This window comes from Sandaracinobacter sp. T42 (genome assembly GCF_059115405.1).
In genome coordinates, this window is the sequence record NZ_CM181101.1 from 1159964 (window position 1) to 1186466 (window position 26503).

Consider the following 26503-nt stretch of genomic DNA (forward strand, 5'->3'; position numbering starts at 1 on the left):
TTCCCTACCTGAAGGCTTTTGCCTGTCTCTATACAGCAAGCCGGGGGGCGTGGAAGCGGCTTGTTTTGCAGTGCATCAGTGGACCTGTAGCGCCACCGCCGTCGCTTCCCCGCCGCCGATGCACAGGCTTGCCACGCCCCTGCCGCCGCCGCGTTTCTGCAGGGCGTGAATGAGGGTGACGAGGATGCGGGCGCCCGACGCGCCGATCGGATGGCCCAGCGCCGTGGCGCCGCCGTTGATGTTCACCCTGGCATGCGGGATGCCCAGTTCCTGCATGGCGACCATGGTGACGACGGCGAAGGCTTCGTTGACTTCGAAGAGGTCGGTGCCCTCCACGCTCCAGCCCAGGCGGGCCATGAGTTTCTGCATGGCGGGAACGGGGGCGGTGGTGAAGAGGGCGGGTTTCTGCGCGTGGACGCTGTGGCCGAGGACGGTGGCCAGCGGGGTGAGGCCGCGGGCCTGGGCGGTTTCACGGCGCATCAGGACAAGGGCGGCGGCCCCGTCCGAGATGGAGCTGGCGTTGGCGGCAGTGACGGTGCCGTCCGGGGCGAAGGCGGGCTTCAGGGTGGGGATCTTTTCCGGGCGTGCCTTACCGGGCTGTTCATCGATGAGGATTTCGCCAGCCTTGACGGCAACGGGGGTGATTTCGGCGGCGAAGGCGCCGGTGGCGATGGCCGACTGGGCGCGGGCGAGGCTTTCCAGCGCGTAGGCGTCCTGCGCTTCGCGGGTGAACTGGTAGGCGCGAGCGGTTTCCTCCGCGAAGGTGCCCATGGCGCGGCCGGGTTCATAGGCGTCCTCGAGGCCGTCGAGGAACATGTGGTCCATCACCCGGCCGTGGCCCATGCGGTAGCCGCCGCGCGCCTTGGGCAGCAGATAGGGGGCGTTGGTCATGCTCTCCATCCCGCCGGCGGCGATGATGTCGGCGCTGCCGGCCTTCAGCGCGTCTGCTGCGTCCATCACGGCTTTCATGCCGGACCCGCACATCTTGTTGAGGGTGACGCAGGCGGTGCCGAGATCGAGGCCGGCCTTCAGCGCGGCCTGCCTGGCGGGGGCCTGGCCCTGGCCGGCGGGGAGGACGCAGCCCATCACCACCTGCTCGACGTCCGTGGGGGAGAGGGCGGAATCAGCGACGGCGGCCTTGAGCGCGGCGGCGCCCAGTTCGGGCGCGGTCACATCGCGGAAATCGCCCTGGAAGCCGCCCATGGCGGTGCGGCGGGCGGCGGTGATGACGATGTCCGTGGGGGAAGTCATGGCAGGAATCTCCGGCTGGGATCGATGGACAGGTGGCGCAGCGAATGGCTGCCGCCGCTGTTGGCGGTGAAGCCCGCGACGCGCGGGGATACGAGCGCCCAGCCCAGCGGCTGCACCAGCCCGATTGCGGCGACATCGTCCGTCCACAGTTTTTCGGCGGCGGCGAGGGCGCGCAGGCGCGCGGCGCGGGTGGGGGCCTTCCAGCTTTCGGCATAGAGCCGGTCTGCTTCGGGCAGGCAGACGCCATGGCCGTTGCGGTTGCACAGATAGGGCCACAGGAAGGGCAGGGGGCTGTCCACGGGGGTTTCCAGCTGCTGCAGGGCCAGCTGGAACTCGCCGCGCGCGATCGCACGGCGCCGGCCTTCGGGGTCGCGCCGTTCCAGCGACAGGTCGACGCCGATGGCGGCGAGGTCGCGCGCGACCAGTTCAACGATCCGGGCTTCGCCTTCCGACTGGCCGATGCCGACGACAAGTTTCAGACGCCTGGCAGCCGGATCGAAGCCGGCTTCCGTCAGCAGGCGGCGTGCATCTTCCTGCCGCCCCACGAAGGGCCTGGAGACCCAGTCCGGTTCCGGCGGGGCATAGCCTGCGATGTTGGTCGGGCTGAGCGCGCGGACCTCCGTTGCGCTGCGGGTGCCGAAGAAGGATTCCCCGAGCGATGTGCGGTCGATCGCGATCTGCAGGGCCTGGCGAACGCGGACGTCGTCGAGCGGGGGCTGTCGATGGTTCACCAGCAACAGCAGCGCCGCGCGCGGTTGTTCGAGCTTGAGCGTTTCCCGCTTTGTCGTGACGCGGGCCGAGCCCAGCCCGTCGAGCCCGCCGCCCAGCACAAGATCGCTTTCGCCCCGGTTGAAGCGCTGGATGGCCGCGTCGGCGGAATGGGGCGACACGGTTGCCGCCCGAAGCTGCATCTGTTCCGCCCCGAAATAGCGGGGGTTCGCTTTCAGCAGCGTGGCCGTGTCGCCCGCCTGTCGCGGCGCGGCCAGGAAAGCGCCCGCGGTTTCCCGGCCCCGGCGGGACCGGATGGCGAGCGGTGGTGTCGCCAGCAGTTCCAGAAGTTCGGGCTGCGGTGTTGAAAGCCGCAATTCGACGACAGTGTCGAGCGGGGCATTCACCTCCGTCACGCCGGCCAGCAGATCCCGGGCCATCGCGCCCGCGCCTCCGCGCCGGGCGCGATCGAGCGCGGCGACGACATCGGCCGCCTTCACCTCCGCGCCGCCGACGAAGCTGGCCGGCCGCAGGCGGAACACGATGGACAGCCCATCGTCCGAGACGCGCCAGCTCTGGGCGAGGCCGGGAACGACGAGCCCAGCCGAGTCGCGCGCGGTGAGCCCCGCGTTCACCGCATCGGCTACCAGCTGGCGCGCCGCCCGTTCGCCAACGGCATCCACGCGCAGGGGCGGCGCCTCCTCCTCCTCGCCCCGGCAGGCGACCAGCAGCAGCGGCAGCGCAAGCAGGCAGATGATGGAACGGCGGCGGGCCATGGCATGGGCCAATCGCGGCAAATGCCCCGGCTTTCAAGCTGCATGATTTTGCTATGCCGCCGGGGCGCTGGAAAGCCGGGGCAGGCGTGGTAGGAAGGGTTCATGCCAAGGGTATCGAACGACATCGCCGGCCTTGTCGGCCAGACTCCCCTCGTCAGGCTGAAGGGGCCATCCGAGCGTACGGGATGCGACATCTACGGGAAATGCGAATTCATGAATCCCGGCGGGTCGGTCAAGGATCGGGCCGCGCTGTGGATCATCCGGGATGCGGAAGCTTCCGGCGCGCTGCGGCCGGGCGGCACCATCGTGGAGGGGACGGCCGGAAACACCGGCATCGGCCTGGCGGTCATCGGCGGCGCGCTCGGGTATCGCACGGTGATCGTGATGCCGGAAACGCAGAGCCAGGAAAAGAAGGACGCACTGCGGGCGCTGGGGGCGGAACTGGTGCTGGTGCCGGCCACCAGCTATGCGAATCCCGGCCATTATGTGCACACTTCGCGCCGGCTGGCGGACGACATGCCCGGGGCTGTCTGGGCCAACCAGTTCGACAATGTCGCCAACCGGCTCGCTCACATCAAATCCACCGCGCCAGAGATTCACGAGGCGATGGACGGCCGTGTGGACGGTTTCATCTGCGCGGCTGGTACCGGGGGCACGGTGGCGGGCGTCGGTCTGGGGCTGAAGGAATTGAACCCCGACGTGACCATCGGCCTTGTCGATCCGGATGGCGCCGCGCTCTACAGCTATTTCACCACCGGCGAACTGAAGGCGGACGGCAACAGCGTCGCGGAAGGCATCGGGCAGAGCCGGATCACCGCCAACCTTGAAGGCGCACCCATCGACATTGCCTTTCGCGTTTCCGACCAGGAGGCGTTTCCGATCCTGCACGAACTGATGGCGCGGGACGGGCTGCATCTTGGCCTGTCCAGCGCGATCAACGTGGCCGGTGCCGAACGCCTTGCGCGCGAACTGGGGCCGGGCAAGCGTATCGTGACCATCCTGTGCGACAATGGCAGCCGTTATCTCTCGACCATCTGGAATCCGGACTGGGTGCGGCAGAAGGGGCTGCCCCTGCCGCCCTGGCGTCAGGACTGACGCCGAAGAAGCCCGCGTCAGGACTGACGCCGAAGAGGCCCGCGTCAGGACTGACGCCAAACCAGCCCGCGTCAGGATTTGCGCGGATGGAAAGCTGCTTCTCGACTTTCGGTTCCGGCCCCCCTACATAGTGCGCATGGATCGCATCCGTGCCGGTCTCACGGGGTTGGCTGCCGTATTTCTGATCACGGCGGTCGCTTCGCTTCTGTTCGCGCCAGACCCGGCGCAGCAGGCCAGGGTCGAAGCTGAACAGGCTTCTGAGCCTGGTGAGCCCCTTGCCCAACTCGGCGTTGCCCCCGGCAGCGACAAGACGTCTCAGGCGCAGCCTGTGCCGCCGCCGCCTGTGCAGCAGCCGTCTGTTGCCCCCTCCTCGGACAGTGACGGTCTGTTCGGGGCGCCCGGCTCCGCGCTTCAGGGCGAGAGTCGACCCGTCGCAATCTGAGGGCGAGATCTCTTTCAGATGAACAGCCGGGGCCTTGTGCTGGCGCTGCTGCTGGCGCCGATGCTGCTGCTTGGCGGCCAGCACCTGTGGCAGTCCCGCGGGACGGAGCCTGTGGTTCCGGCATTCGATCCCGATGCGGTCGCAAGGGTCGAACTGGCGCGGGGTGATGCGCGCGTCCTGCTGGCGCGCGGTTCGGACGGCGGTTGGATCATCCCCTCGGCGGCCGACGCGCCGGCGGACGCGGCGCGCGTTTCGGCCGCGCTCGACCGGCTGGCGGATCTGCGCGGCCGACCGGTTGCAGCGGACGAAGGGCCGGACACGCGCGAGCCGTTGAGGCTGCGTCTGTCCGATGCGGCGGGCCGGCCGCTGGCCGAAGCGGATTTCTGGGCTTCGCAGGCGCGCGCCCGGCCGGCTGGTACGCGACTGGCGATCGAAAGGCCCCCCGCGCTGCCGCTGTGGCCGTCGGCCTGGTCTTCGCTGAAGGCGCCGCGCGTGCCGGCCGACCGGATCGCGGCTGTCGAGGAGCTGACGCCCGAGGGGCCAAGGCTGTTGTCGCCCGAAGACACGGTCGAGGTGGCGCGGATCCTGGCCGACCTGACGGCGAAGGACTTCGTGGCCGGCGCCTCTGTCAGCTGGGGCGGGGCCCGGATGCTGCGCGTGAAGCTGACGGACGGCGCCGTGATCGATCTGCAGCAGGTATCCGACGGCGATGGTCGCTATCACCTGCGCCTGACATCCGACACGCTGGAAAGCGTGCGCGCGGCACGGCGCTATGCGTTCCGCGTCGCCGAACCATTGCCCTGACGCATCGACCGATGATGTGGAACCGCATGGGCTTCGATGGGCGCCGCGTTGAGGGGCCTGCCGGGCACCCGTTCCCCAACAGACTTATCCACAGTTGTTTGCAATTTTCCCGCATAATCCACCCTTTCAGAAAAAGGTTAAAAATCAATTACCTGCGAGGCTTGATGTCGGTTTGACCATAAAATCCCATTGAATACCCATGAAAGCCCATGCTATCCCTTTTCCACAGGGCTGGCAGGCGACCAGGCTGTTTTCGTGAAGGCATTCCCCCGCCCCGCAGAACACCGGCGCCCGCACACCCGAAAAGAGGGGATCGGGTCATTCGCGGGTATTTTTCAGGGACTTATGTGAACGGAGTCGATGCCAAGCATCGGCTGTCCGTTCCTGCGCCCCTGCGCGAGACCATCGAGGCGCGAAGCCAGACTCGGGAAATGGTGATCGGCCCGGACGAGCATTCGCCCTGTCTGATCGGCTATGACGTCACCTATTTCGAGCGGATCGAGGCCCGGCTGGACGAGGAGTTCGCCGCCGATTTCGGACCTGGCCGCAACCTGAAGTCGCGCTCGATCTTCGGTGCGACCGAGCATCTGAAATATGACGACAACGGCCGCATCATCCTGTCGCCCCTGATGCGGGAGATGGGCGAGATCGGCACGACCGTGCTGTTCATGGGGCTGGGCCATCATTTCGAGATCTGGTCGCCCGAGGTGTTCCTCTCGCAGGAGGGGCAGGATCCCCGTGTGGTGAAGCTGGTCAGGGCGCTTCTCGCCGGGAGGGCGCAGTGAACGCCGGGGCTTCGGGCCTCACCCATGTTCCCGTGATGCTGGACGAGGTGATGATGGCCCTGTCCATTGGGTCTGGTGCGCGCATGGTGGACGGCACCTTCGGCGGCGGCGGCTATGCGCGGGCCGCGCTGGAGGCCGGCGCCGAAGTCGACGGCTTTGATCGCGATCCGCGCGCCATTGCCCGCGCCGCGCCGATGGTTGCCCGTTACGCGCCGCGCCTGCGCCTGTACAACAACACCTTCGCCCACATGGCCGAAGAGCTGGGCGAGGGCTGTGTGGATGCAGTGGCGCTCGACCTCGGATTTTCCTCGATCCAGATGGACGATCCGGCCTATGGCCTCAGCTTCCAGGCTGACGGGCCGCTGGACATGCGGCTGTCGGGCAGTGGCGAAAGCGCGGCCGATTTCCTGAATACGGCCTCGGAAGCCGAGATCGCGGACGTGCTGTTCCACTATGGCGAGGAGCCCGCCGCCCGCCGGATCGCCCGCGCCATTGTTGCCGATCGGCCGTTCAACACGACGGGCGAACTTGCCGCCATGATCCGCCGCGTGGTGAAGGCCCCCCGCGACACGAAGCGCGACCCGGCCACCCGCAGCTTCCAGGCGATCCGCATCCGGGTCAACGACGAGCTGGGCGAGCTGGAGCGCGGACTGGAGGCGGCCGAGGCGGTGCTGAAGCCCGGCGGTCGTCTTGCCGTCGTCAGCTTCCATAGCCTGGAAGACCGGATCGTGAAACGTTTCCTCGCCGAGCGATCGGGCAGCCTGCCGTCCGGTTCCAGGCATCTGCCCGTATCGGTTGCGGCACAGCCCCCCAGTTTCGAGCGCCCCGCCCGTGCGGAGCGCCCGTCCGACGCCGAGGTATCGGCCAATCCGCGCGCCCGCTCGGCCACGCTGCGCTGGGCCCGCCGCACGTCGTCACCCGCCTGGGGCCGTCGGCCGCGCGACAATGAAAACAAGGGGAGGTGAGCATGGCTAGCATGATGCGCCAGATGCCGGACGCCCGTGGCTGGGGCGGCGAGGCGCCGCAGAAATCCGCCGGTCGGCGGACCTGGGCATCGACCGCCTGGCTGGTGGCCGGCACGATCGCCGTTGCGGTGACGAGCTATTCCCTTTCGCTGAAGGTCGCGGCCGAACGCCGCGAGGTTGAGAAGCTGGCCCGGCAGAATGCCAGCCTGCAAGCCGATCTGAAGGCGCTGGAAGCGGAACTGCGCGTGCGGATGCGCATGCCGCAGCTGCAGCGCTGGAACGACAGTGTGCTGGGCATGGTGCCGATCAGCGCCACGCAATATCTGGCGAATCCGGTGCAACTGGCCGCCTATGGCGATCCGATCGAAGCGGCGACCCCGCCCGCTGCGCAGCCGCGCGTGCAGCTTGCGGTGCGGGATCTGGCGCCTGCTGCCCCTGCTGCGCCCGCCGCGCCGCGCGCCCTGCTGGTGCACGCGGAGGCTCCGCCCCGGCCTGCCCCGGCCGCACGCCCTGCGCCGGTGCTGGCGGCCTTGCCCGCCGTCGACCGGCCCGCGATCGAGCGCCCGGCGGAAGCGCCGGCCGATCTGCTGCGCGAAGTGGAAATGAACTTCGGAACCGCGGGAGGCCCCAACCGCTGACATGAGCCCCGCCGCCGCGCCCCGCGTTGCCGTTCGCCTTCCCGGTCATCGACAGATGGCCCTGGGGATCGCGCGCCAGCGCCTGGCGATCGGGATCCTGTTGTTCATCGCCATGACCGGGCTGCTGGGTGTGCGCCTGATGGAGCTGTCCCTGTTCGACGGGCCGCCCCGCCGCGCGATGCCCGTTGCGGCGAATCCGAACATCCGCGCGGAGATCGTGGACCGCAACGGCGTGACGCTGGCGTCCAGCTTCGAAGCCTATGCGCTGGCCGCGCGCCCGCGTGACATCATGGGCGACAAGGAGGCGCTGGTCGCGGCACTGGCGCGCATCCTTCCCGAACGGCCGGAAGAGGCGATCCGGGCGGCCATCTACCATGACGGCAAGTTCCGCTACATCACGCGCCGCATCCTGCCCGAACAGGCCGAAGCCATCCGCCGCCTGGGCGAGCCCGGCCTGACCCTGGAGCGTGAGGCCGAGCGGCTTTATCCGCATGTCGGCCTTGCGGCACATCTGGTTGGCTACACCGGTATCGACGGGCGCGGCGAAGGCGGCATCGAGCGTGCATTCGAAGCCCGGCTGACGGATCCGGCGAAGCTGGATCAGCCGCTGGCACTTTCCATGGACGTGCGGGTGCAGCAGGCGCTGGAATCCGAACTGAAGGCGCAGATGGATCTGCAGAAGGCCAGCGGTGCGGCGGGCGTGGTGATGGATGTGCACACCGGCGAGGTTCTGGCGCTTGCCTCTCTTCCGGCCTTTGATTCCAATCGGCCGGGCGGCCTGATCGGGATGCCAAGCCACATGAACCGGGCGACGCTGGGGGTCTATGAACTGGGCTCGACCTTCAAGGGCTTCACCATTGCGATGGCGATGGACGCGGGTGTGCTGCCGCGCATGGACGAGCGCTTCCCGACCACGCCCATCGCGGTGGGCCGGTTCCGCATCTCGGACAGCCACCCCAAGGGCTATCCGCTGACCGTGCCCGAAACGCTGATCTATTCGTCGAACGTCGCCACCGCGAAGATGGCCGAGCGCATGGGCCGGCAGCGGCAGGAATCCTTCCTGCGGCAACTGGGCATGATGGATCGCGCGCCGGGCGAACTGCTGGAAGCCGGCCGCCCGCTGACACCGCCGGCCAACAACTGGGGTCTGTCCTCGGTGCTGACGGTGGGCTTCGGCCACGGCATCGCCGTGACCCCGCTGCATCTGGCGACGGCCTATTCGGCGCTGGTGAACGGCGGCATCTATCGCCCGGCCACGTTCCTGAAGGTGCCCGAGGGTGCGGAACGTCCCGGCCGTCGCGTGTTCCAGGAACGCACGTCGCGCTATCTGAACGGAATGCTGCGCCTTGCCGTGCTGGACGGCACGGGCCGCCAGGCTGATGCCGAAGGCTATCGCGTGGGCGGCAAGACGGGCACCGCCGAAAAGGTGCTCGAAAACGGCCGCGGCTACGACAAACGGCGCAACATCACCACCTTCGCCGGGGCCTTCCCGATGGACAATCCGCGCTATGTGGTGATCACCATGGTGGACGATCCCACGGTCGGCTCGCGCATGGCGGGTTCGGTCGCGGGGCCGGTGTTCAAGCGGGTGGTGAACCGGATCGCCCCGGTTCTGGGCGTCGCGCCAGATACCAGCGGTGCGTCGGAGCCGGACCTTTCCATGTTCGAGGGGCTCTACAAGCCGCGCGACGTGAAGCGCGACCCGAACGCCATGCGCCGGGCTGCCGCCGGCCTGCCTCCGCTGGAGGGGGCGGCCCAATGACGGATCCGCTGGCCCCCGTCCGCGCCCGCATCACGGGCTTCGCCATCGATCACCGGAAGGTGGCCCCGGGCACGGTATTCGGCGCCTTCCGGGGCGCGCGCTTCGACGGCGAAAGCGTGATCGCGGATGCCGTGAAGGCGGGCGCCATCGCGGTCGTTGCCCGCCCCGAGGCCAGGGTGGAAGGCGCGCTGCACATCGCCGACGCGGAGCCACGCCGTCTGTTCGCGCGGCTGGCGGCCGGCTTCTACGCGCCGTTCCCGGCCGTCACCGCCGCCGTCACCGGTACCAACGGCAAGACCAGCACGGCGGAACTCGCCCGCCAGTTGTGGCATCTGGCGGGCGAACGCGCGGCCTCGATCGGGACGCTGGGGGTGATTACCTCGGCCGGGCAGGACAAGGCTGGATCCGGCGGGCTGACGACGCCCGACATCGTCACCTTCCTGTCCAACGTGCACGGCCTTGCGCTGGAGGGCATAAGCCATCTGGCGTTCGAGGCGTCGTCCCACGGCCTCGCCCAGTATCGGACCGAGGGATTGCCGGTGAAGGCCGCTGCCTTCACGAACCTGACGCGCGACCATCTGGATTATCATGAAACGATGGAGGCCTATTTCGAGGCCAAGCTCAGGCTGTTCACCGAGGTTGTGGATGCGGATGGCGCGGCCGTGGTGTGGCTGGACCGGGATTCGGCAGGCGCGGACTATAACGCGCGGGTGATCGAGGCGGCGAAGGCGCGCGGCCTGAAGCTGTTGACGGTGGGGCCGGACGGCGAAGCGCTTAAGCTGGTGAAGCGGGTGCCGACTCTGCTGGGCCAGACACTGACGGTTGAAGCCGGCGGTATGGCGCATCTGGTGAAGCTGCCGTTAATCGGCGGCTACCAGGCGGCCAATGCGCTGGTCGCGGCGGGCCTGGTGATCGCGACCGGCGGCGACGCGAGGAAGACACTGGCTGATCTTGGCCGGGTTTCGGGCGTCCGCGGGCGGCTGGAACGGGCGGTGATCACGCCATCGGGCGCGCCGGTCTATGTCGATTATGCGCACACGCCGGACGCGCTGGAAGCGGCGATCGCCGCGCTACGCCCGCACACCGCCAACCGGCTGATCCTGCTGTTCGGCTGCGGCGGAGACCGGGATCGCGGCAAGCGCCCGGAAATGGGTGCCATCGCCGTGCGCGACGCGGACCTGGCCATCGTGACAGACGACAACCCCCGGACCGAGGATGCGGCTTCGATCCGCGCCGCGATCCTGGCGGCCGCGCCCGGCGCGCAGGAGTTGCCGGGCCGGGCAGACGCCATCCGTGCCGCGCTGCAGGTCGCGCGGGAAGGCGATGTGGTGCTGCTGGCAGGCAAGGGCCATGAACAGGGGCAGATCGTTGGAACCGATGTGCTGCCCTTTGACGATGCCGAGGTGGCGCGCGAAGCCGCGCGGGATCTTTCGCGCGGGGGAAGCGAAGCGGACCCGAAGGGGCAGTCCGCGGCAAATGAAAGGACCGGGCGATGACCCCGCTTTGGACCGGCGCCGACATCGCGGCTGCGACCGGCGGCACGCTTTCAGCCGCGTTCGAGGTGGAGGGCGTCACCTTCGACAGCCGCGAAGTGATCGGCGGCGAACTGTTCGTGGCCATACGCGGCGAGCAGGCCGACGGCCATAGCTTCGTGGAAATGGCCGCCGCGCGCGGGGCGGCGGGCTTTCTTGTCGAACGCGCGGTTCCGCATCCGCATGTGCGGGTGGCTGACAGTTTCCTGGCGCTGCAGGCGCTTGGCAGGGCCGCCCGGGCGCGCACCGGGGCCACCATCCTGGGCGTCACCGGCAGCGTCGGCAAGACGGGCACGAAAGAGGCCCTGCGGCTGGCGTTCGAGCGCATTGCGCCCGAGGCCACCCATGCCTCGGTGAAGAGCTACAACAATCATACGGGCGTGCCGCTCAGCCTGGCCCGGATGCCCGCGGACAGCCGCTTCGGCGTGTTCGAGATGGGCATGAACCACATGGGCGAACTGGCGGCGCTGACGCGGCTCGTGCGGCCGCATGTGGCGCTCATCACCTGGGTTGCATCCGCGCATATCGCCAACTTTCCCGGCGGAGAGGCCCAGATCGCGGCGGCCAAGGCGGAAATCTTCGAGGGGCTGGAGCCCGGCGGTACGGCGATCTGGCCGGCCGACAATGATCATGCGCCGCTTCTGGCGGACGCGGCGGCCCGGCATGCCGCGAACAGCATCAGTTTCGGGTGGAAGAAAGGGGCCGACGTCCGCGTCCTCCAGGCGGATGTCGGCCCGACTTCCACAGCCCTTGTCGCAGATGTGCAGGGCGAAGAGGTGCATTGCACGATCGGCATGGCGGGTCGGCACTGGGTGAACAACGCACTGGCCGTCCTTGCGGCGGTGAAGGCGGCGGGCGGCGATCTGGCCGAGGCTGGGCTTGCGCTCGGCGGGCTGAACGATCTGCCCGGCCGGGGCGCCCGACTCCGCATCCGGGTTCCGGGTGGCGAGGCGCTGCTGATCGACGAAAGCTACAACGCCAACCCGCTCTCCATGGCGGCGGCGCTGGCTGTGCTTCGGGACAGCCCGGCAAAGCGGCGGCTCGCCGTGCTGGGGGCGATGCGGGAACTAGGCGAGGAGACGGAGGCGCGCCATGCGGCGCTGGCCGCTCCGATCGCCGAGGCCGGAGTGGCCGAACTCGCCCTCGTCGGCCCCGAAATGGCCGCTCTGAAGGCCGAAGGCGCTTCCCATCTCAGCGATGCAGCCGCCGCCCTGGATTGGGTGCGCGCCACGCTTCGCGACGGCGACGTGCTTCTCGTCAAAGGGTCCAACTCCGTCGGTCTCGGCAGGCTCGTGTCGGCTCTGAAGGAGGCCGCCCAATGATCTTCCACCTCGCCGAATGGCTCGGCTTTCCCGGCGTCCTCAACGTCGTCCGCTACCTGACGTTCCGGTCGGGCGCGGCGCTGATGACGGCGCTTCTCATCGGCCTGCTGATCGGCCCGCGCTTCATCATCTGGCTGCGCGTGAAGCAGGGCAAGGGGCAGCCCATCCGCGAGGACGGGCCGCAATCCCACTTCTCCAAGAAGGGCACGCCCACCATGGGCGGGCTGAAGATCCTGATCAGCCTGACCATTTCCACCCTGCTGTGGATGGAATGGGACAAGCCCTTCGTGTGGGCGGCGCTGTTCGTGACACTGGGCTTCGGCATCATCGGCTTCCTGGATGATTATGCGAAGGTGACGAAGCGCAGCTCGGCCGGCGTTTCGGGCAAGGTGCGGCTGCTGGCGGAGTTCCTGATCGCCGGTTCCGCCGCCTATTATGTCTCCCTGTTCGGGGGCACCACGCTGTATTTTCCCTTCCTGAAGGATACCGGCCTCGACCTCGGCTGGATCTACATCGCCTTCGGGGCGCTGGTGATCGTGGGCGCGGGCAACGCCGTGAACCTGACGGACGGGCTGGACGGGCTGGCGACCATGCCGGTGATCATCGCCGCGATGACGTTCGGCATCATCGCCTACCTCGTCGGCAATGCCGTGTTCGCCGATTATCTGGGCGTGCATTTCGTTTCCGGCTCGGGCGAGCTGATCGTGTTCGTGGGCGCGCTTATCGGGGCCTGCCTTGCCTTCCTGTGGTTCAACGCGCCACCCGCCGCCGTGTTCATGGGCGACACCGGCAGCCTGGCGCTGGGGGGCGCCATCGGCACCATCGCCGTCATCACCAACCATGAACTGGTGCTGGTGGTGGTGGGCGGCCTGTTCGTTCTGGAAGCGGTTTCCGTGATCGTGCAGGTGGCGAGTTTCAAGATGACGGGCAAGCGCGTCTTCAAGATGGCCCCCATCCATCACCATTTCGAACAGCTGGGCTGGCCGGAATCGACGGTGGTGATCCGTTTCTGGATCATCTCCATCGTGCTGGCGCTTGCCGGCCTCGCCACGCTGAAGCTGCGCTAGATGCTGGCCGCCCCCGCCCTTCGCGGCAAGCGGTTCGCCGTCTATGGCCTCGCGCGGTCGGGGCTGTCGGCGCTGCGGTTCCTTCAGCGCTCGGGCGCGGAGGCCATCGCCTGGGACGAAGCGCCAGCCGCGCGGGAAAAGGCGCTGGCGGAATTTCCCGGCCTTCTGCTGGCCGATTTCGCCAGCCTCGACCTGGCCGGTGTGGATGGTCTGATCGTATCCCCCGGCGTCCCGCTGAACCGCCATCCGCTGGCGGCGCGCGCCCGCGAAGCCGGCACCCCGATCCTGGGCGACATGGAGCTGTGGCAGCAGGCGCGCGAAACCCTGCCCGCGCACCGGCTGGTCGGCATCACCGGCACAAACGGCAAATCCACCACCACGGCGCTGATTCACCACCTGCTGGAACAGGCCGGGGTGACGGCGCGGCTGGGCGGCAACATCGGCCTGCCGGTTCTGGATGCGGAGCCGCTGGCGCAGGGCGGCGTCTATGTGGTGGAACTGTCGAGCTACCAGATCGATCTGGCGCAGACGCTGGCGTGTGATGTCGCCGTCTATACCAATCTGACCCCCGACCATCTGGACCGCTACGACGGCATGGCGGGCTATGCGGCCTCCAAGGCGCGGCTGTTCGCGATGCAGCGGCCGGGCGCCCATGCCGTGATCGCGACCGACGATAGCTACACCCGTGCGGCGGCCGCAAACCTGCCCGCTGGAATCGTGAAGGTCGCCGTTTCCGCGGCAGATGTGGACCCTGGGGCGCAGGCGCACTGGCCCGCGCTGCAAGGCCCGCACAACGCGCAGAATGTCGTCTGTGCAGTGGCGGTTGCGCGCATCCTCGGCCTGTCCGACGCTGTGATCGAGGCCGGGCTGCGCAGTTTCCCAGGCCTGCCGCACCGGATGGAGATCGTCGGCTCTGTCGGCGGTGTGCGCTATGTGAACGACAGCAAGGCCACCAACCCCACGAGCGCCGCCCCGGCGCTTCAGGCGTTTGACCGGCTGCACTGGATCCTGGGCGGTCAGGCAAAGACCGCGGAACTGGATGCCTGCCTGCCGCATCTGGCCCATGTGAAGGCCGCCTATGTGATCGGCGAGGCCGCGCCCCTGTTCGAGCGCATCCTGAAGCCGTTGCTGCCGGTCGTGAACGCGGGAAGCCTGAAGGTCGCGGTGGAGGCCGCGCACGCCGCGGCTGTTCCGGGCGACACGGTCCTGCTGTCGCCGGCCTGCGCCTCGTTCGACCAGTTCAGCGATTATGAAGCCCGGGGCGCCGCTTTCCGGGATCAGGTGAAAGGCCTTTCCGCGTGAAGATCGCCGGCGTCCCCATCTCCTTCGGCCGCGCAGACAAGAGCCCGATCGCCCGCTGGTTCTGGACCATCGACCGCCCGTTACTGTTCATGCTGCTGGTGCTGATCGGCGTGGGGCTGATCGGGGTCGCCGCTGCTTCTCCGGCGGCCGCCCTCAGGCTGTCGGGCGGCTCTGTCGTGGTGCCGCCGCTGCATTTCCTGTGGCGGCAGCTGATGTGGGTGGCGGCGGGTGTGCCGTTGATGCTGGCCGTTTCGATGCTGACGAAGGAAAGCGCGCGCCGCTTCGCGCTGGGCGGCTTCGTCGTCTTCTTCGTGCTGCTGATGCTTGTTCCGCTGATCGGGGCAGAGAAGAACGGCGCCGTCCGCTGGATCCAGCTTCCCGGATTCCAGATGCAGCCGATCGAGTTCCTGAAGCCCTTCTTCGTGGTGGGCACCGCCTGGCTGTTCGCGCTGAAGTTCGAGGACAGGTCGCTGCCGGTAATCCCGGCGGGCGGCTTCGTGCTGGCCGCGATCGTCGGGCTTCTGGTGATCCAGCCGGATTTCGGCCAGGCTGCGCTGGTGATCGCGGTCTGGCTTGTGCAGGCTGTGCTGGCCGGGCTGCCGCTGCTGGTGCTGGGACTTGCTGTCGTCGGGCTGCTCGGCGGGCTTGTGATCGCCTATCAGTTCGAGCCGCACATTCGGAACCGGATCGACGGATATCTGCATGGGGAAGGCGACACCTATCAGGTCGATCGCGCACTGGATTGCTTCCGTTCGGGCGGCCTTTACGGTGCCGGGCCGGGTGAAGGAACGGCAAAATTCCATCTGCCCGAAGCACATACGGACTATATCTTCTCGGTGATCGGGGAAGAGTTCGGGGCGATCGCCTGCTTCGCGCTCGCTTTACTATATCTTGCGATTGTCCTTCGTGTGCTGCTACAACTTCTGGACGAAGACGACCCCTTCACGCTGATCGCAGCGACGGGCCTCGTCGCGCAGTTCGGGGGTCAGGCGCTCATCAACATGTCGGTCAATCTGGCGCTTGCTCCATCCAAGGGGATGACCCTCCCGCTGGTCAGTCACGGCGGCTCCAGTTTCCTCGCGACGACCATCGCGATGGGGCTTCTGCTGGCGTTGACGCGGCGCAACCGCCATCTGAAGGCCAGCCCCTATCTCCAGCCGGGCGCAGCCCTGTCATGAGCCTGTCCGTCATCCTCGCGGCCGGCGGCACGGGCGGGCACATGATCCCGGCCCATGCCCTGTCGGAAGAACTTCTGCGGCGCGGCCACAGGGTCACGCTGCTGACGGACGCGCGCGGCCTGCGCTTTCCCGGGTTGTTCGGGTCGGTGGATCGTCATGTGCTGGCCAGCGCGACGGCTTCGGGCCTGAACCCTGTCGCATGGGCGAAGGCGGCGATCGCGATCTGGAAGGGTCGGGCGGAAGGGCGGCGCATCGCCGCCGAGGTGGGCGCGGACGCGGTTGTCGGCTTCGGTGGCTACCCGTCGCTTCCGGGCCTGCTGGCGGGCGTGTCGCTGAAGCTGCCCTGCGTTCTGCACGAGCAGAATGCCGTGCTGGGCCGGGTGAACCGCAAGCTGCAGGGCCGGGTGTCGGCCATCGCGCTTACCTATGCCGAAACCGCCTTCCTCGAACAGCCGGGCAAGGCGCATCACACCGGCAACCCGGTGCGCGAAGCCATTCTGAAGGCGCGCGATTCCGTGTTCCATGCGCCGGCCGCCAACCAGACTTTCCGGATTCTGGTCGTCGGCGGCAGCCAGGGCGCGCGGATCCTGGCCCGCCTGGTGCCGCAGGCGATTGCGTCGCTGCCGGCCCATCATCGCAGCGCCCTGCACGTGACCCAGCAGTGCCGTGCGGAAGATCTGGCGGACGTTGCAGAGGCCTACAGCGCGGCCGGCGTCGAGGCGGATTGCCAGACCTACATGGCAGACCTGCCCGAACGGCTTGCCGCCAGCCACCTGGTCGTCAGTCGGGCAGGGGCCTCCACCATGGCCGAGTTGATGGCGGTGGGCCGTCCGGCCATCCTGATCCCCTTTGCTGCCGCGACCGACGACCACCAGAGCGCGAATGCCGCCGGTTTCGTGAAGGCAGGCGGCGGCTTCCTGATTTCCGAGGCAAAGGCGTCTGCCGCGATGATCGCCGGCCATATCGAAGGTTTCCTGAACAGCCCCGAGGCGCTTTCGGCCGCTGCCGCCGCGGCGCGGTCCCTGGGAATTCCGGACGCCGCCGGGCGGCTGGCCGATCTGGTCGAACATGAAGTGCGCGCGCTTGGAAGGAAGGCGGCATGAGCGTGTTCAACAAGGCCGTCGGACCCATCCACTTCATCGGCATCGGCGGCATCGGCATGTCCGGCATCGCGGAGGTGATGGCGAACCTGGGCTTCACCGTGCAGGGTTCCGACATCGCCGAAAGCTATGTGGTGCAGGGCCTCAGGAAGAAGGGCATCACCGTTCATATCGGCCACAGGGCCGAAAACCTGGGCGACGCCGCCGTCGTGGTCGTTTCCACCGCGATCAAGCGGGGCAATCCCGAAGTCGATCTGGCGCTGGAACGGCGCGTGCCCGTGGTGCGCCGCGCGGAGATGCTGGCGGAACTGATGCGACTGAAGTCCACCGTCTGCGTGGCCGGCACGCATGGCAAGACGACGACGACCTCCATGGTCGCCGCGCTGCTGGATGCCGGCGGCCTGGACCCGACGGTGATCAACGGCGGCATCATCAACAGCTATGGTTCCAACGCCCGGCTGGGCGACGGCGAATGGATGGTGGTGGAGGCCGACGAGAGCGACGGCAGCTTTCTGCGCCTGCCGCCCACGCTCGCCATCGTGACCAACATCGATCCCGAGCATCTGGATCACTATGGCGATTTCGAAACGGCGAAGGCCGCGTTCCGCCAGTTCATCCAGAAGGTGCCCTTCTATGGCGCGGCGGTGCTCTGCCTCGATCATCCCGAGGTGCAGGCGATGATCCCGTCGGTTTCGGATCGCCGCATCGTCACTTACGGTTTCGCAGGGCAGGCCGACATCCGCGGCGACAATGTGCAGCCGATCCCCGGCGGCAACCGCTTCGACGTGACTTTGCGCGCACCGGGGACGGCCGAACGTCGCTATGAAGGGCTGGAACTGCCCATGCCCGGCCGCCACAATGTGCTGAACGCGCTGGGCGCGATCGGAATCGCGGATCAGCTTGGCATCGTAGAGGACCAGATCCGTGCCGGGTTCGCGAAGTTCGGGGGCGTGAAGCGCCGCTTCACCAAGGTGGGCGAGTTCCCTCTGGGCGACGGCGTGGTGACGATCATCGACGATTACGGCCATCACCCGGTGGAGGTGAAAGCCGTGCTGGCTGCCGCCCGCGAAGGCGCGCGCGCCCGGGTCGTCGCGGTGGTGCAGCCGCATCGCTATACCCGCCTGCGTGACCTGTTCGAGGAGTGGCGCACGGCGTTCAACGACGCCGACACCGTCATTGTCGCGCCCGTTTATGCGGCGGGCGAACCGCCGCTGGAGGGAATTTCCCACGAGGCGCTGGCGGATGCGATCCGCCGTTCCGGCCACCGGCAGGTGCTGACCGTCTCTGGCGAGGCGGATCTTGCCCCCACGCTTGCCCCGTTGCTGGGCGCGGGCGACATGGTGATCTGTCTGGGCGCGGGCGACATCACGAAATGGGCCGCGAACCTGCAGGGTGCGCTGGAAACAGCGAAGGCGGCATGATGGCGCTGGAAGCCCGACCCGCCACCATCCCCACCCCGCGCGGGAAGCTGACGGCGCATGCGCCGCTGGCGCCGCTTGTGTGGTTCAAATCCGGCGGGGCGGCGCAATGGCTGTTCGAGCCGAAGGACGCCGACGATCTGGCGGCCTTCCTGCGTGATCTGGATCCGGCGATGCCGGTGATGGCGCTGGGGCTCGGCTCCAACCTGATCGTGCGCGACGGCGGCGTGCCCGGCGTGGTGGTGCGGCTGGGCAAGGCCTTCGGCGCGGTCGAGCGTCTGGATGAAACCACGCTGCGGGCTGGCGGTGGTGCTTCGGGCATCGCGGTTTCGTCCGCCGCGCGGGACGCGGGCATCGCCGGCCTGGAATTTCTGCGCGGCATTCCCGGCACTGTCGGCGGCTTCGTGCGCATGAACGGCGGGGCCTATGGCCGCGAGGTGGCGGATATTCTGTTTTCCGCCGACGTGCTGCTGCGCTCCGGCGAGCAGGTGACGCTTCCGCTTTCCGCGCTGGGCTATACCTATCGCCATTCCGAACTGCCGGACGGCGCCATCGTGATCGCGGCGACCCTGCGGGGACAGCCCGGCGATCCGGCCGCCATCCAGGCTGAGATGGACCGCATCGCCGAGGCGCGGGAAGGCAGCCAGCCGCTGCGCACGAAGACCGGGGGGTCCACCTTCAAGAACCCGCCAGGCCACAAGGCCTGGCAGCTGGTTGACGAGGCCGGGTGCCGGGGCCTGACGCTTGGCGGCGCGCAGGTTTCGGAAAAGCATACCAATTTCCTGATCAACACGGGCGACGCCACAAGCGCGGAGATCGAAGCGCTGGGCGAAGAAGTCCGCCGCCGCGTGAAGGCGAAATCCGGCGTGACGCTGGACTGGGAAATCCAGCGGGTGGGGATCCAGCCATGAGGGTCACCGTTCTGAAAGGCGGCTGGTCCGCGGAACGCGAAGTCAGCCTGGTGTCGGGCAAGGGCATTGCCGAGGCCGCGCGGACGCTTGGCCATGCCGTGACGGAGCTGGACCTGGGCGCGACGGCCGCCGACGGGGCCACCTTCCCGGCACGCCTGCTGGCGACGAAGCCCGATGTCGTGTTCAACGCGCTGCACGGCACCCCCGGCGAGGATGGCACGGTGCAGGGCCTGATGGACCTGATGGGCATCCGCTATACCCATTCGGGCGTCACCACCTCCGCCATCGCCATCGACAAGGAACTGACCAAGAAGATCCTCGTCCCTGCCGGCGTGAAGATGCCGGGCGGGCGCATCGTGCGATCGGAATCGCTGTTCGAACGCGATCCGCTGCCGCGCCCCTATGTGCTGAAGCCCGTGAACGAGGGCTCCTCGGTGGGGGTCGCCATCGTGACCGCCGAATCCAATTACGGCACCCCGATCGCCTGCACCGCGCCGGGCCCCTGGGCCCATTATCCCGAACTGCTGGCCGAGCCCTTCATCGCTGGTCTGGAACTGACGGTCGCCGTGCTGGATCATCTGCCGTCCGGCGTGGGCGAGCCGCTCGCGGTGACGGAACTGAAGCCGACGTCGGGCTTCTATGATTATGAGGCGAAATACACCGACGGCCGCACCCTGCATGTGTGTCCGGCCGAGATTCCGCCGATGATCACGGTGATGGCGCTGGAGCAGGCCGCGCTCGCTCACCGGGCGCTGGGCTGCAGGGGCGTCTCCCGCTCGGACTTCCGCTATGATCCGGCCGAAGGGCCGAACGGGCTCTATCTGCTGGAAGTGAACACCCAGCCCGGCATGACGCCGCTCTCCCTCGTGCCGGAGCAGGCGAAGGTGCGCGGCATCAGCTATGAGGCGCTGGTCGGCCGCCTGATCGAAAGCGCGCTTGCATGAGCGCGCGCAAGCCCCGCCCGCAATCCGCCCCCCGCAAGGCGCCAGCGCAGCCGGTTGCGATTCCCGTCGCGCCGCGCACGGCCTGGCGGCTGATCCTGGGCAGTGTCGTCCTGCTGGGCAGCGCGGCGGCGATCGTGTGGGCGGTTGCCGCCGGGCTGCCGCGCAACGCGACCATGGGGGTTGCCACGGCGGCTTCCAGCGCGGGCTTCGTGGTGCGGCAGGTGGAAATCGAAGGGGCGCGGAACCAGCCGCGCCTTTCCATCTATCGCGAGCTGCTGCAGGGCGGATCGGATTCGATGCTGCTGGCTGATCTGGACGAGATGCGCGGCCGCCTTGTCGCCCTTCCATGGGTGAAGGATGCCGAGATCCAGCGCCGCTGGCCGGACAGGCTGCATATCACCGTGATCGAGCGCAAGCCCGCCGCGTTGTGGCAATGGCAGGGCCGGATCCGCCTGATCGATGCGGAAGGGCAGGTGCTGCCAGCCTCTGACCTTGCCCCCTTCGCACAGCTGCCGCTGCTGGTGGGCGAGCGGGCCCGGCTGCAGGCGCCCGCCATCCTGAAGATCATCGCCAGCCGCCCGGATCTGTCCGGCGATGTTCAGGCCGCGGTTTGGGTAGGCGACCGCCGATGGGATGTGCGGATGAAATCGGGGGAAACGATCTCCCTGCCGGAAGGCGCCGCCGCCGCCGCTTCCTGGCTGCGCTTCGCGGATCTCAACACACAGAGCCCGCTGCTGGGGCGGGGCTTCGTCCGCTTCGATTTCCGCATCCCTGACAAGATGGTGGTGCGGGTGGAAACCGATCCGGGGCAGACGGTCAAGCCGCGCGCCAATCCGCAGCCGGCGCAACCGCAGCCGGCCCAGCCGCCTGCGGCGATCGCCGGAACACAGCCCCGTGCCGCGCAGCCGATGCAGATGGCGCGTTCGGCCCAGCCCCAACCAGAGGAGGTCGTGATCTGATGGCCGTTGCGGTTCTCAACCCGACCCAGTTGCTAAAGCCCCGCGCAGAGCGTGTGATTGCGGCGATCGATGTCGGCTCGTCGAAGGTCGCCGCGCTTGTTGCCATGGCCGACGGCCAGGATCAGCCGCGCGTGATCGGCGCCGGCGTGCGCGCCTCCAATGGGCTGAAACGCGGCCTTGTCGCCGATATGGCGAAGACGGAAACCGCCATCCGTGCCGCCATGATGCAGGCGGAAAAGGCCGCCGGGGTCGAGATCGAGAGCGTCATCGTCAACCTGTCCGCCGGCGGGCTGGACAGTGACGTGACCTCGGTGGAGATCGACATCGCCGGGCATCGCATTTCGGAAGAGGACATGGGTGCGCTGCTGGCGCAGGGCCGCGCCCGCATCGACGAGACGATCAGCAAGGCCGGCCGCACCACTCTGCATGCGGAACCCACGCTCTACACCGTGGACGGACTGGACGGCGTCACCAACCCGCGCGGCTTCCACGCGAACCGGCTGGCGGTTGACATTCATGTGCTGACGGCGGCAACGCCGCCCTGCCGCAACCTCGATCTCGCCGTCCGCAACGCGCATCTGGGCGTGGAGGCAATCGTCGCTTCCGGCGTCGCGGCGTCGGCCTCCGTCCTGAACGACGAGGAACGCGAGCTGGGCGTCGCCGTGATCGAGATCGGCGCGGGCGTCACCACTGTCGCCGTGCATGGCGGGGGCATGCTGGCGGGGTTAGTTTCCCTGCCGATGGGTGCGGGCGACATCACCGCCGACATTGCCGCCAGCTTCGGCACCCGCCGTGCGGCCGCCGAACGGCTGAAGACGCTGTCGGGCGCGGCCACCACCTCTCCGCGTGACAACCACGACATGATCGAAGTGCCGCCGCTGGATCCCGAAGACGGGCAGGAAGCCCGGCGCGTGCCCCGTTCGGAACTGAACGCCGTGATACGCGCCCGTCTGGACCTGATCTTCGGCGAAGTGGAGCAGGCGCTGAAGCACATCGGCTTCACCGGCCCGGCCGGTCGGCAGGTGGTGCTGACGGGCGGCGGCGCGGAACTGCGCGGAATCGCGGATTTCGCGCAAGGGGTTCTGTCGCGCAATGTCCGCATCGGCCGCCCGCGCGGCCTGATCGGCCTGCCCGAAGCCCAGTCCACCGCAGCCTTTGCCACCCTGGCCGGGCTGATCCTGCACGGCAGTCAGCCGCGGCTCGATCTTGCCCGCATGGCGGTGCCGCGCAGCCGGGGCGCCCCGGCCCGCGATACGCCGAAATCCGGTTTCTTCCGCCTGTTCGACCACCTGAAACGCCAGATCTGATCCAGACCCAGCCTTTGACGAGGAGCCCACCCATGTCGTTCGATTTCGTGAAACCCAGCCTTGTGGAACTGAAGCCCCGCATCAGCGTGATCGGCGTTGGCGGCGCGGGCGGCAATGCCGTCGCCAACATGATCAACGACGGCCTGCAGGGCGTGGACTTCGTGGTGGCCAACACCGATGCGCAGGCGCTGGCGCTGAGCCCGGCGCAGACGCGCATCCAGCTGGGTCTGAAGATCACGCAGGGGCTGGGCGCGGGTGCGCGGCCGGAAATCGGCGCGGCCGCCGCGGAAGAGGCGCTGGGCGAAATCGATCATGTCCTGGATGGTGCGCACATGTGCTTCATCACGGCGGGCATGGGGGGTGGAACGGGCACGGGCGCGGCCCCGGTGGTGGCCCGCGCGGCGCGCGAACGCGGCGTGCTGACGGTGGGCGTCGTCACCAAGCCGTTCGCCTTCGAAGGGCTGAAGCGGATGCGGTCTGCCGAGGAAGGCATCGCGGAACTTCAGCGCCATGTCGACACGCTGATCGTGATCCCGAACCAGAACCTGTTCCTGATCGCCAACCAGCAGACGACCTTCAAACAGGCCTTCTCAATGGCGGATCAGGTGCTGAACCAGGGCGTGCGCGGCATCACCGACCTGATGATGCTGCCCGGCCTCATCAACCTGGACTTCGCCGACGTCCGCACCGTGATGTCGGAAATGGGCAAGGCGATGATGGGCACCGGCGAGGCGGAGGGCGACCGCCGCGCGATCGAAGCCGCCGAAAAGGCCATTTCGAACCCGCTGCTCGATGAAGTGTCCCTGCGCGGCGCCAAGGCGGTGATCATCAACATCACCGGCGGCGAGGATCTGGGCCTGATGGAAGTGGAAGAAGCCGCCCAGCACATCCGCGAAATGGTGGACCCGGACGCCAACATCATCGTCGGCTCCGCCTTCAACGACGATCTGAACGGCAAGATGCGCGTCAGCGTCGTCGCCACCGGGATCGAAGGCAACCAGCAGTCGATTCCCGGCGTTGCCGGCGGCCAGCAGCGTCCGTCGGCCGGCGCCCAGATCTTCGGCGCCAGGCCGCAGATCGTGCCGCCCGCAGCCCCCGGCGCGGGCGAAGTCGATCCGACCCCGCCGTTCGGCGGCGGTGGGGGTGGCGGCGGTGGCTTCCGCCCGCAGACCTCGCCGGCCGCCGGGCCCATGGCGGCCGGAATCTTCGGAACCCCTGCGGGCACCTTCCGCCCGGCTGCGTCGGATGAAGCCCCGGCCCCCGGCGACGCGCCCTCTGCCGATCCGCTGATGGAAGAGGATGTGAGCCTGTCGGACGAGGACATCCTGGAACTGGGTGATCCGGTCGAGGCCGAGCTCGATCTGCCCGAGCCTGAGGCCCCGCCGGTCGTCGCGGAGCTGCCGCTGCCGGCGCCCGCCCGGCTGGAACTGCCCGAAGCCGAGCGCCGCGCGCCCCAGCCCGAGCCGGTTCAGCGCCGCCAGACCCTGTTCGAGCGGATGATGCACCTGTCGCGCAAGCCGAAGGTCGAGGAACCCCCGGTCGAGACTCTGGCGCCGGAGCCCGAGATGGGTGCGGACGAGGAAGAAACCCGTATCCCGCCCTTCATGCGCCGTCAGCGCAACTGAGACCGGCCGGACAGCGAATATCCGGCGCACGCGGGCGACCCTGTCAGGGTCGCCCGCTTTTCTTTTGCCGGCGGCCTTTCTAAGTCCGTTCGGCAATGAACGCCGAATATGAGAAGCTGGTGGCAGAGGCCCCCTATGGCCAGGTCGAGCGCCTGTCCCCGCTGGTCCGCCGGGTGCTGGCGCACAATCCTTCGCCCTTCACCTTCCTGGGCACCGGAACCTACATCGTGGGGCAGGGCGCAGTCGCCATCATCGATCCGGGCCCGGCCGATGACGCCCATCTGGAAGCGGTCGCAAGCGCCGTCGCGGGCGAGACCGTCACCCACCTGCTGATCACCCACACCCACATGGATCATTCCCCGGGGGCCATCCCGCTGAAGGCCCGGCTGGGCGGGTCCATCGTCGGCTGCGCCCCGCTCGTCCTCAGCGACGACGGGCCACGTGCCGATGCCGGCTTCGATCCCGGTTACGCCCCTGACCGGGTGCTTGCCGATGGCGAAGCCGTGTCCGGCCCCGGGTGGACGCTGGCCGCGGTTCACACGCCGGGCCATACGTCCAATCACCTGTGCTTCGCACTGGAACAGGAACGGGCGCTGTTCACGGGCGATCATGTGATGGGCTGGTCGACAACGGTCGTCGCGCCGCCGGACGGCGACATGGCGGCCTACATGGCCTCGCTCCAGAAGCTGATGGACCGCTCCGACACCCGTTACTATCCCACCCATGGCGCGCCGGTTGAGGAGCCTCAGCGCTGGGTGCGGCACCTGATGGGCCATCGCCGCCAGCGCGAAGCGCAGATCCTTGCCCAGCTTGCGGCGGGCCCACGCGAGGTTCCCGAAATGGTGGGCCAGATGTACGCCTCGGTTGACCGTCGGCTGTGGCCGGCGGCGGGGCGCAGCGTTCTCGCGCATCTGATCGATCTGGAGGCGCGCGGCCGTGTCGTGCGGGCGGGCGAAACCTGGGAGGCGCTGGCATGAAACGACTTCTGTCCGTCGTCGGCGCGGCGGCGATCCTGCTGGCGCTGATCGGCTGGGCTGCCGGGCCGGACCGGCGGCGAGAGGCCTGCATCGCCGTTGGCCTGTGCGAGCAGCCGGATTTCCTGGGCGCCATGCTCGTTTCGGTGCAGCGGCAGCAGAAGCTGCTGGTGCTGACGGCGCGGCTGGTGCAGCCCGTCACGTCTGAGCGGGCGACAACGCTGGGGCCGATCACCGTCGCCACGACACGGCAGACGGCGATCCTGCCGGCCACGGTGACCTATGTGGTGGATCTGTCGAAGCTGAAGGCCGCCGATCTTCAGTGGAATCCCGAAGCACAGCTGCTGAGCGTGCGCCGCCCCCCGGTGGAGCCGATGCCGGCCAGCATCGAATGGGCGAACGCGCAGACCTTCCAGGACAATGGCTGGCAGACTGTGCTGACCGACGTGAGCGCGAACCTGAAGCGCGACAACGAGGCGAAGGCCCCCGGCCAATTCGCGGCGCAGGCCCGCGCGCGCGATCTGATCGCCATGGCCGATCACGCCGCCGACCAGGCGCTCGAAACCACGTTCCGCATGCCTCTGGTGGCGGCGGGCTATGCGGATGCGAAGGTGGCCGTCAGCCGCTAGGCGGGACGCCTAGAATTTCGCGCCGAGTCCCAGGCTCAGCGCATGGTTCATCCGGTCCGTCCCGGCGACGACTGACTGGTTCAGATAGCCGGCTTCCAGCGACAGGTGCCGGCCCATGGGAATGCCCAGCCCGGCGAAGGTGCGGATCTGGTTCACGCCCTCATCCGCGCCGCCGGCCGGCGTGGACAGAAGCACGAAACCCTCTGTGTGGACGATCGCCTTCAGGCCCTTGGGGCCTTGCAGCGGCACGTTCAGCCGGATCTGCTGCCTCAGCCGCCAGGTCGCGCCGTCCAGATTGCTGAACCAGCGCTGTTCCAGCCGTGTGCGGCCGACAAGCTCTGCCTTGCCGATGGTCAGGATGTCGTAGTTCGCCTGCTGGAACATGCGATGTTCGCGCACCACACTGCCGGTCAGGCTCCGGTTCCAGACATAGCTGTAGCCGACGCCCAGCAGCCCGTTGTCATCCGGCTTCCAGCCGATCATGCCCCGCACCTGGAAATGGCCGTAGTGCGCGGCGTTGTCGAAATAGCGGCTGTTCATGTCGACCACGGCATCGAAGCTGTCCGAAAGCCGCTTCGTCGCAGTCAGCGAAAGCCAGACCTGCGCATCGTCGTCCGCCAGGGCGGGGGCGGCCGCCGCAAGCAGCGCGCAGAGCGCGGCGCTGTAAGAAAAATGACGTAGAACTGTCATGTCGGTCGCATTGGCAGATCACAGGTCCGGTGCAAGCCCCATTCTGCACGCCGATGCCCTCTTCCCATGACAGGCGGGAGACTCCACAGACAGGCGATGATCGAGCCTGTCGCCTCCGCGGTTGCATCCCCCTGCCGCAACATCTGCCGGGTCAGGCGCGGCCTCTGCACGGGCTGCGGCCGGACCCTGGAGGAGATCGCCGCCTGGCCCGTCGCGCCCAATTCGGAGCGGGTGGCGATTCTCGCGCGGTCGGCCGCCAGAATTCGCCGCTGAACCGGCAATCAGCACTTGGCTGCGAATCGGCCAAAGGCTAACGATC

At 68.3% G+C, this 26503-nt stretch carries 25 protein-coding genes; 22 read left to right on the top strand and 3 right to left on the bottom strand.

Features of this window, described 5'->3' with window-relative positions:
* Nucleotides 1-75: 75 nt before the first annotated feature.
* Together ACW9TV_RS05530 and ACW9TV_RS05535 are read right to left on the bottom strand one after the other, a co-directional pair.
* Entirely contained in the window at nucleotides 76-1251 is a 1176-nt protein-coding gene (locus tag ACW9TV_RS05530) for an acetyl-CoA C-acyltransferase (RefSeq protein WP_494304851.1), read from the bottom strand.
* Nucleotides 1248-2735, bottom strand: coding sequence for an ABC transporter substrate-binding protein (locus ACW9TV_RS05535; protein WP_494304852.1), 1488 nt, complete (start codon nucleotides 2733-2735; stop codon nucleotides 1248-1250). The genes ACW9TV_RS05530 and ACW9TV_RS05535 overlap by 4 nt, the downstream gene beginning before the upstream one ends.
* A gap of 102 nt (nucleotides 2736-2837) precedes the next feature.
* Here ACW9TV_RS05535 and ACW9TV_RS05540 point away from each other — a divergent pair, with 102 nt between their 5' ends.
* The 21 genes from ACW9TV_RS05540 (at nucleotide 2838) to ACW9TV_RS05640 (ending at nucleotide 25494) form a co-directional block, all read left to right on the top strand.
* Complete coding sequence (locus ACW9TV_RS05540; protein ID WP_494304853.1) at nucleotides 2838-3830, top strand: cysteine synthase A; 993 nt, start codon at nucleotides 2838-2840, stop codon at nucleotides 3828-3830.
* 136 nt (nucleotides 3831-3966) lie between these two features.
* A complete protein-coding gene (locus ACW9TV_RS05545; RefSeq protein ID WP_494304854.1) occupies nucleotides 3967-4272 on the top strand; it encodes a hypothetical protein in 306 nt (101 codons plus the stop codon).
* An 18-nt stretch (nucleotides 4273-4290) separates the two neighbouring features.
* On the top strand, nucleotides 4291-5076 hold the full coding sequence (locus ACW9TV_RS05550) for a hypothetical protein (protein ID WP_494304855.1): 786 nt from the start codon (nucleotides 4291-4293) through the stop codon (nucleotides 5074-5076).
* Nucleotides 5077-5285: 209 nt separating this feature from the next.
* On the top strand, nucleotides 5286-5861 hold the full coding sequence (locus ACW9TV_RS05555; protein ID WP_494304856.1) for a division/cell wall cluster transcriptional repressor MraZ: 576 nt from the start codon (nucleotides 5286-5288) through the stop codon (nucleotides 5859-5861).
* A 35-nt stretch (nucleotides 5862-5896) separates the two neighbouring features.
* Nucleotides 5897-6826, top strand: a complete 930-nt coding sequence (rsmH, locus tag ACW9TV_RS05560) for a 16S rRNA (cytosine(1402)-N(4))-methyltransferase RsmH (protein ID WP_494305043.1) — start codon at nucleotides 5897-5899, stop codon at nucleotides 6824-6826.
* 2 nt (nucleotides 6827-6828) lie between these two features.
* The gene (locus ACW9TV_RS05565; protein WP_494304857.1) at nucleotides 6829-7464 is read left to right on the top strand and encodes a hypothetical protein; all 636 of its coding nucleotides are present in this window, start codon (nucleotides 6829-6831) and stop codon (nucleotides 7462-7464) included.
* A gap of 1 nt (nucleotide 7465) precedes the next feature.
* Nucleotides 7466-9226 (top strand): peptidoglycan D,D-transpeptidase FtsI family protein, encoded by a 1761-nt coding sequence (locus ACW9TV_RS05570; RefSeq protein WP_494304858.1) that lies wholly within the window; start codon nucleotides 7466-7468, stop codon nucleotides 9224-9226.
* Entirely contained in the window at nucleotides 9223-10722 is a 1500-nt protein-coding gene (locus ACW9TV_RS05575) for a UDP-N-acetylmuramoyl-L-alanyl-D-glutamate--2,6-diaminopimelate ligase (RefSeq protein ID WP_494304859.1), read from the top strand. Before ACW9TV_RS05570 ends, ACW9TV_RS05575 begins: the two co-directional genes overlap by 4 nt.
* Entirely contained in the window at nucleotides 10719-12080 is a 1362-nt protein-coding gene (locus ACW9TV_RS05580) for a UDP-N-acetylmuramoyl-tripeptide--D-alanyl-D-alanine ligase (protein WP_494304860.1), read from the top strand. Before ACW9TV_RS05575 ends, ACW9TV_RS05580 begins: the two co-directional genes overlap by 4 nt.
* Nucleotides 12077-13147: a phospho-N-acetylmuramoyl-pentapeptide-transferase gene (gene mraY / locus ACW9TV_RS05585; protein WP_494304861.1), complete on the top strand. Its 1071-nt coding sequence runs from the start codon at nucleotides 12077-12079 to the stop codon at nucleotides 13145-13147. The genes ACW9TV_RS05580 and mraY overlap by 4 nt, the downstream gene beginning before the upstream one ends.
* Nucleotides 13148-14449 carry a UDP-N-acetylmuramoyl-L-alanine--D-glutamate ligase gene (gene murD, locus ACW9TV_RS05590; protein WP_494304862.1) on the top strand — a complete coding sequence of 434 codons (1302 nt, stop codon included), beginning with the start codon at nucleotides 13148-13150 and terminating at the stop codon, nucleotides 14447-14449. It abuts the gene before it with no gap.
* The gene (locus ACW9TV_RS05595; protein WP_494304863.1) at nucleotides 14446-15627 is read left to right on the top strand and encodes an FtsW/RodA/SpoVE family cell cycle protein; all 1182 of its coding nucleotides are present in this window, start codon (nucleotides 14446-14448) and stop codon (nucleotides 15625-15627) included. The genes murD and ACW9TV_RS05595 overlap by 4 nt, the downstream gene beginning before the upstream one ends.
* Entirely contained in the window at nucleotides 15624-16730 is a 1107-nt protein-coding gene (gene murG, locus ACW9TV_RS05600; protein ID WP_494304864.1) for an undecaprenyldiphospho-muramoylpentapeptide beta-N-acetylglucosaminyltransferase, read from the top strand. The genes ACW9TV_RS05595 and murG overlap by 4 nt, the downstream gene beginning before the upstream one ends.
* Nucleotides 16727-18148, top strand: a complete 1422-nt coding sequence (gene murC / locus ACW9TV_RS05605; RefSeq protein WP_494304865.1) for a UDP-N-acetylmuramate--L-alanine ligase — start codon at nucleotides 16727-16729, stop codon at nucleotides 18146-18148. The genes murG and murC overlap by 4 nt, the downstream gene beginning before the upstream one ends.
* On the top strand, nucleotides 18148-19056 hold the full coding sequence (gene murB / locus ACW9TV_RS05610) for a UDP-N-acetylmuramate dehydrogenase (RefSeq protein WP_494304866.1): 909 nt from the start codon (nucleotides 18148-18150) through the stop codon (nucleotides 19054-19056). The genes murC and murB overlap by 1 nt, the downstream gene beginning before the upstream one ends.
* Nucleotides 19053-20000, top strand: coding sequence for a D-alanine--D-alanine ligase (locus tag ACW9TV_RS05615; protein ID WP_494304867.1), 948 nt, complete (start codon nucleotides 19053-19055; stop codon nucleotides 19998-20000). The genes murB and ACW9TV_RS05615 overlap by 4 nt, the downstream gene beginning before the upstream one ends.
* Entirely contained in the window at nucleotides 19997-20959 is a 963-nt protein-coding gene (locus ACW9TV_RS05620) for a cell division protein FtsQ/DivIB (RefSeq protein ID WP_494304868.1), read from the top strand. Before ACW9TV_RS05615 ends, ACW9TV_RS05620 begins: the two co-directional genes overlap by 4 nt.
* Nucleotides 20959-22266, top strand: coding sequence for a cell division protein FtsA (ftsA, locus tag ACW9TV_RS05625; protein WP_494304869.1), 1308 nt, complete (start codon nucleotides 20959-20961; stop codon nucleotides 22264-22266). The genes ACW9TV_RS05620 and ftsA overlap by 1 nt, the downstream gene beginning before the upstream one ends.
* 32 nt (nucleotides 22267-22298) lie before the next feature.
* Nucleotides 22299-23891, top strand: coding sequence for a cell division protein FtsZ (gene ftsZ, locus ACW9TV_RS05630; protein ID WP_494304870.1), 1593 nt, complete (start codon nucleotides 22299-22301; stop codon nucleotides 23889-23891).
* Between the two features lie 95 nt (nucleotides 23892-23986).
* A complete protein-coding gene (locus ACW9TV_RS05635) occupies nucleotides 23987-24868 on the top strand; it encodes an MBL fold metallo-hydrolase (RefSeq protein WP_494304871.1) in 882 nt (293 codons plus the stop codon).
* On the top strand, nucleotides 24865-25494 hold the full coding sequence (locus tag ACW9TV_RS05640) for a DUF4230 domain-containing protein (RefSeq protein ID WP_494304872.1): 630 nt from the start codon (nucleotides 24865-24867) through the stop codon (nucleotides 25492-25494). Before ACW9TV_RS05635 ends, ACW9TV_RS05640 begins: the two co-directional genes overlap by 4 nt.
* 9 nt (nucleotides 25495-25503) lie before the next feature.
* Here ACW9TV_RS05640 and ACW9TV_RS05645 read toward each other — a convergent pair whose 3' ends face one another.
* Complete coding sequence (locus ACW9TV_RS05645; protein ID WP_494304873.1) at nucleotides 25504-26184, bottom strand: DUF2490 domain-containing protein; 681 nt, start codon at nucleotides 26182-26184, stop codon at nucleotides 25504-25506.
* Nucleotides 26185-26280: 96 nt separating this feature from the next.
* Here ACW9TV_RS05645 and ACW9TV_RS05650 point away from each other — a divergent pair, with 96 nt between their 5' ends.
* The gene (locus ACW9TV_RS05650) at nucleotides 26281-26457 is read left to right on the top strand and encodes a DUF1289 domain-containing protein (RefSeq protein ID WP_494304874.1); all 177 of its coding nucleotides are present in this window, start codon (nucleotides 26281-26283) and stop codon (nucleotides 26455-26457) included.
* Nucleotides 26458-26503: the final 46 nt, after the last annotated feature.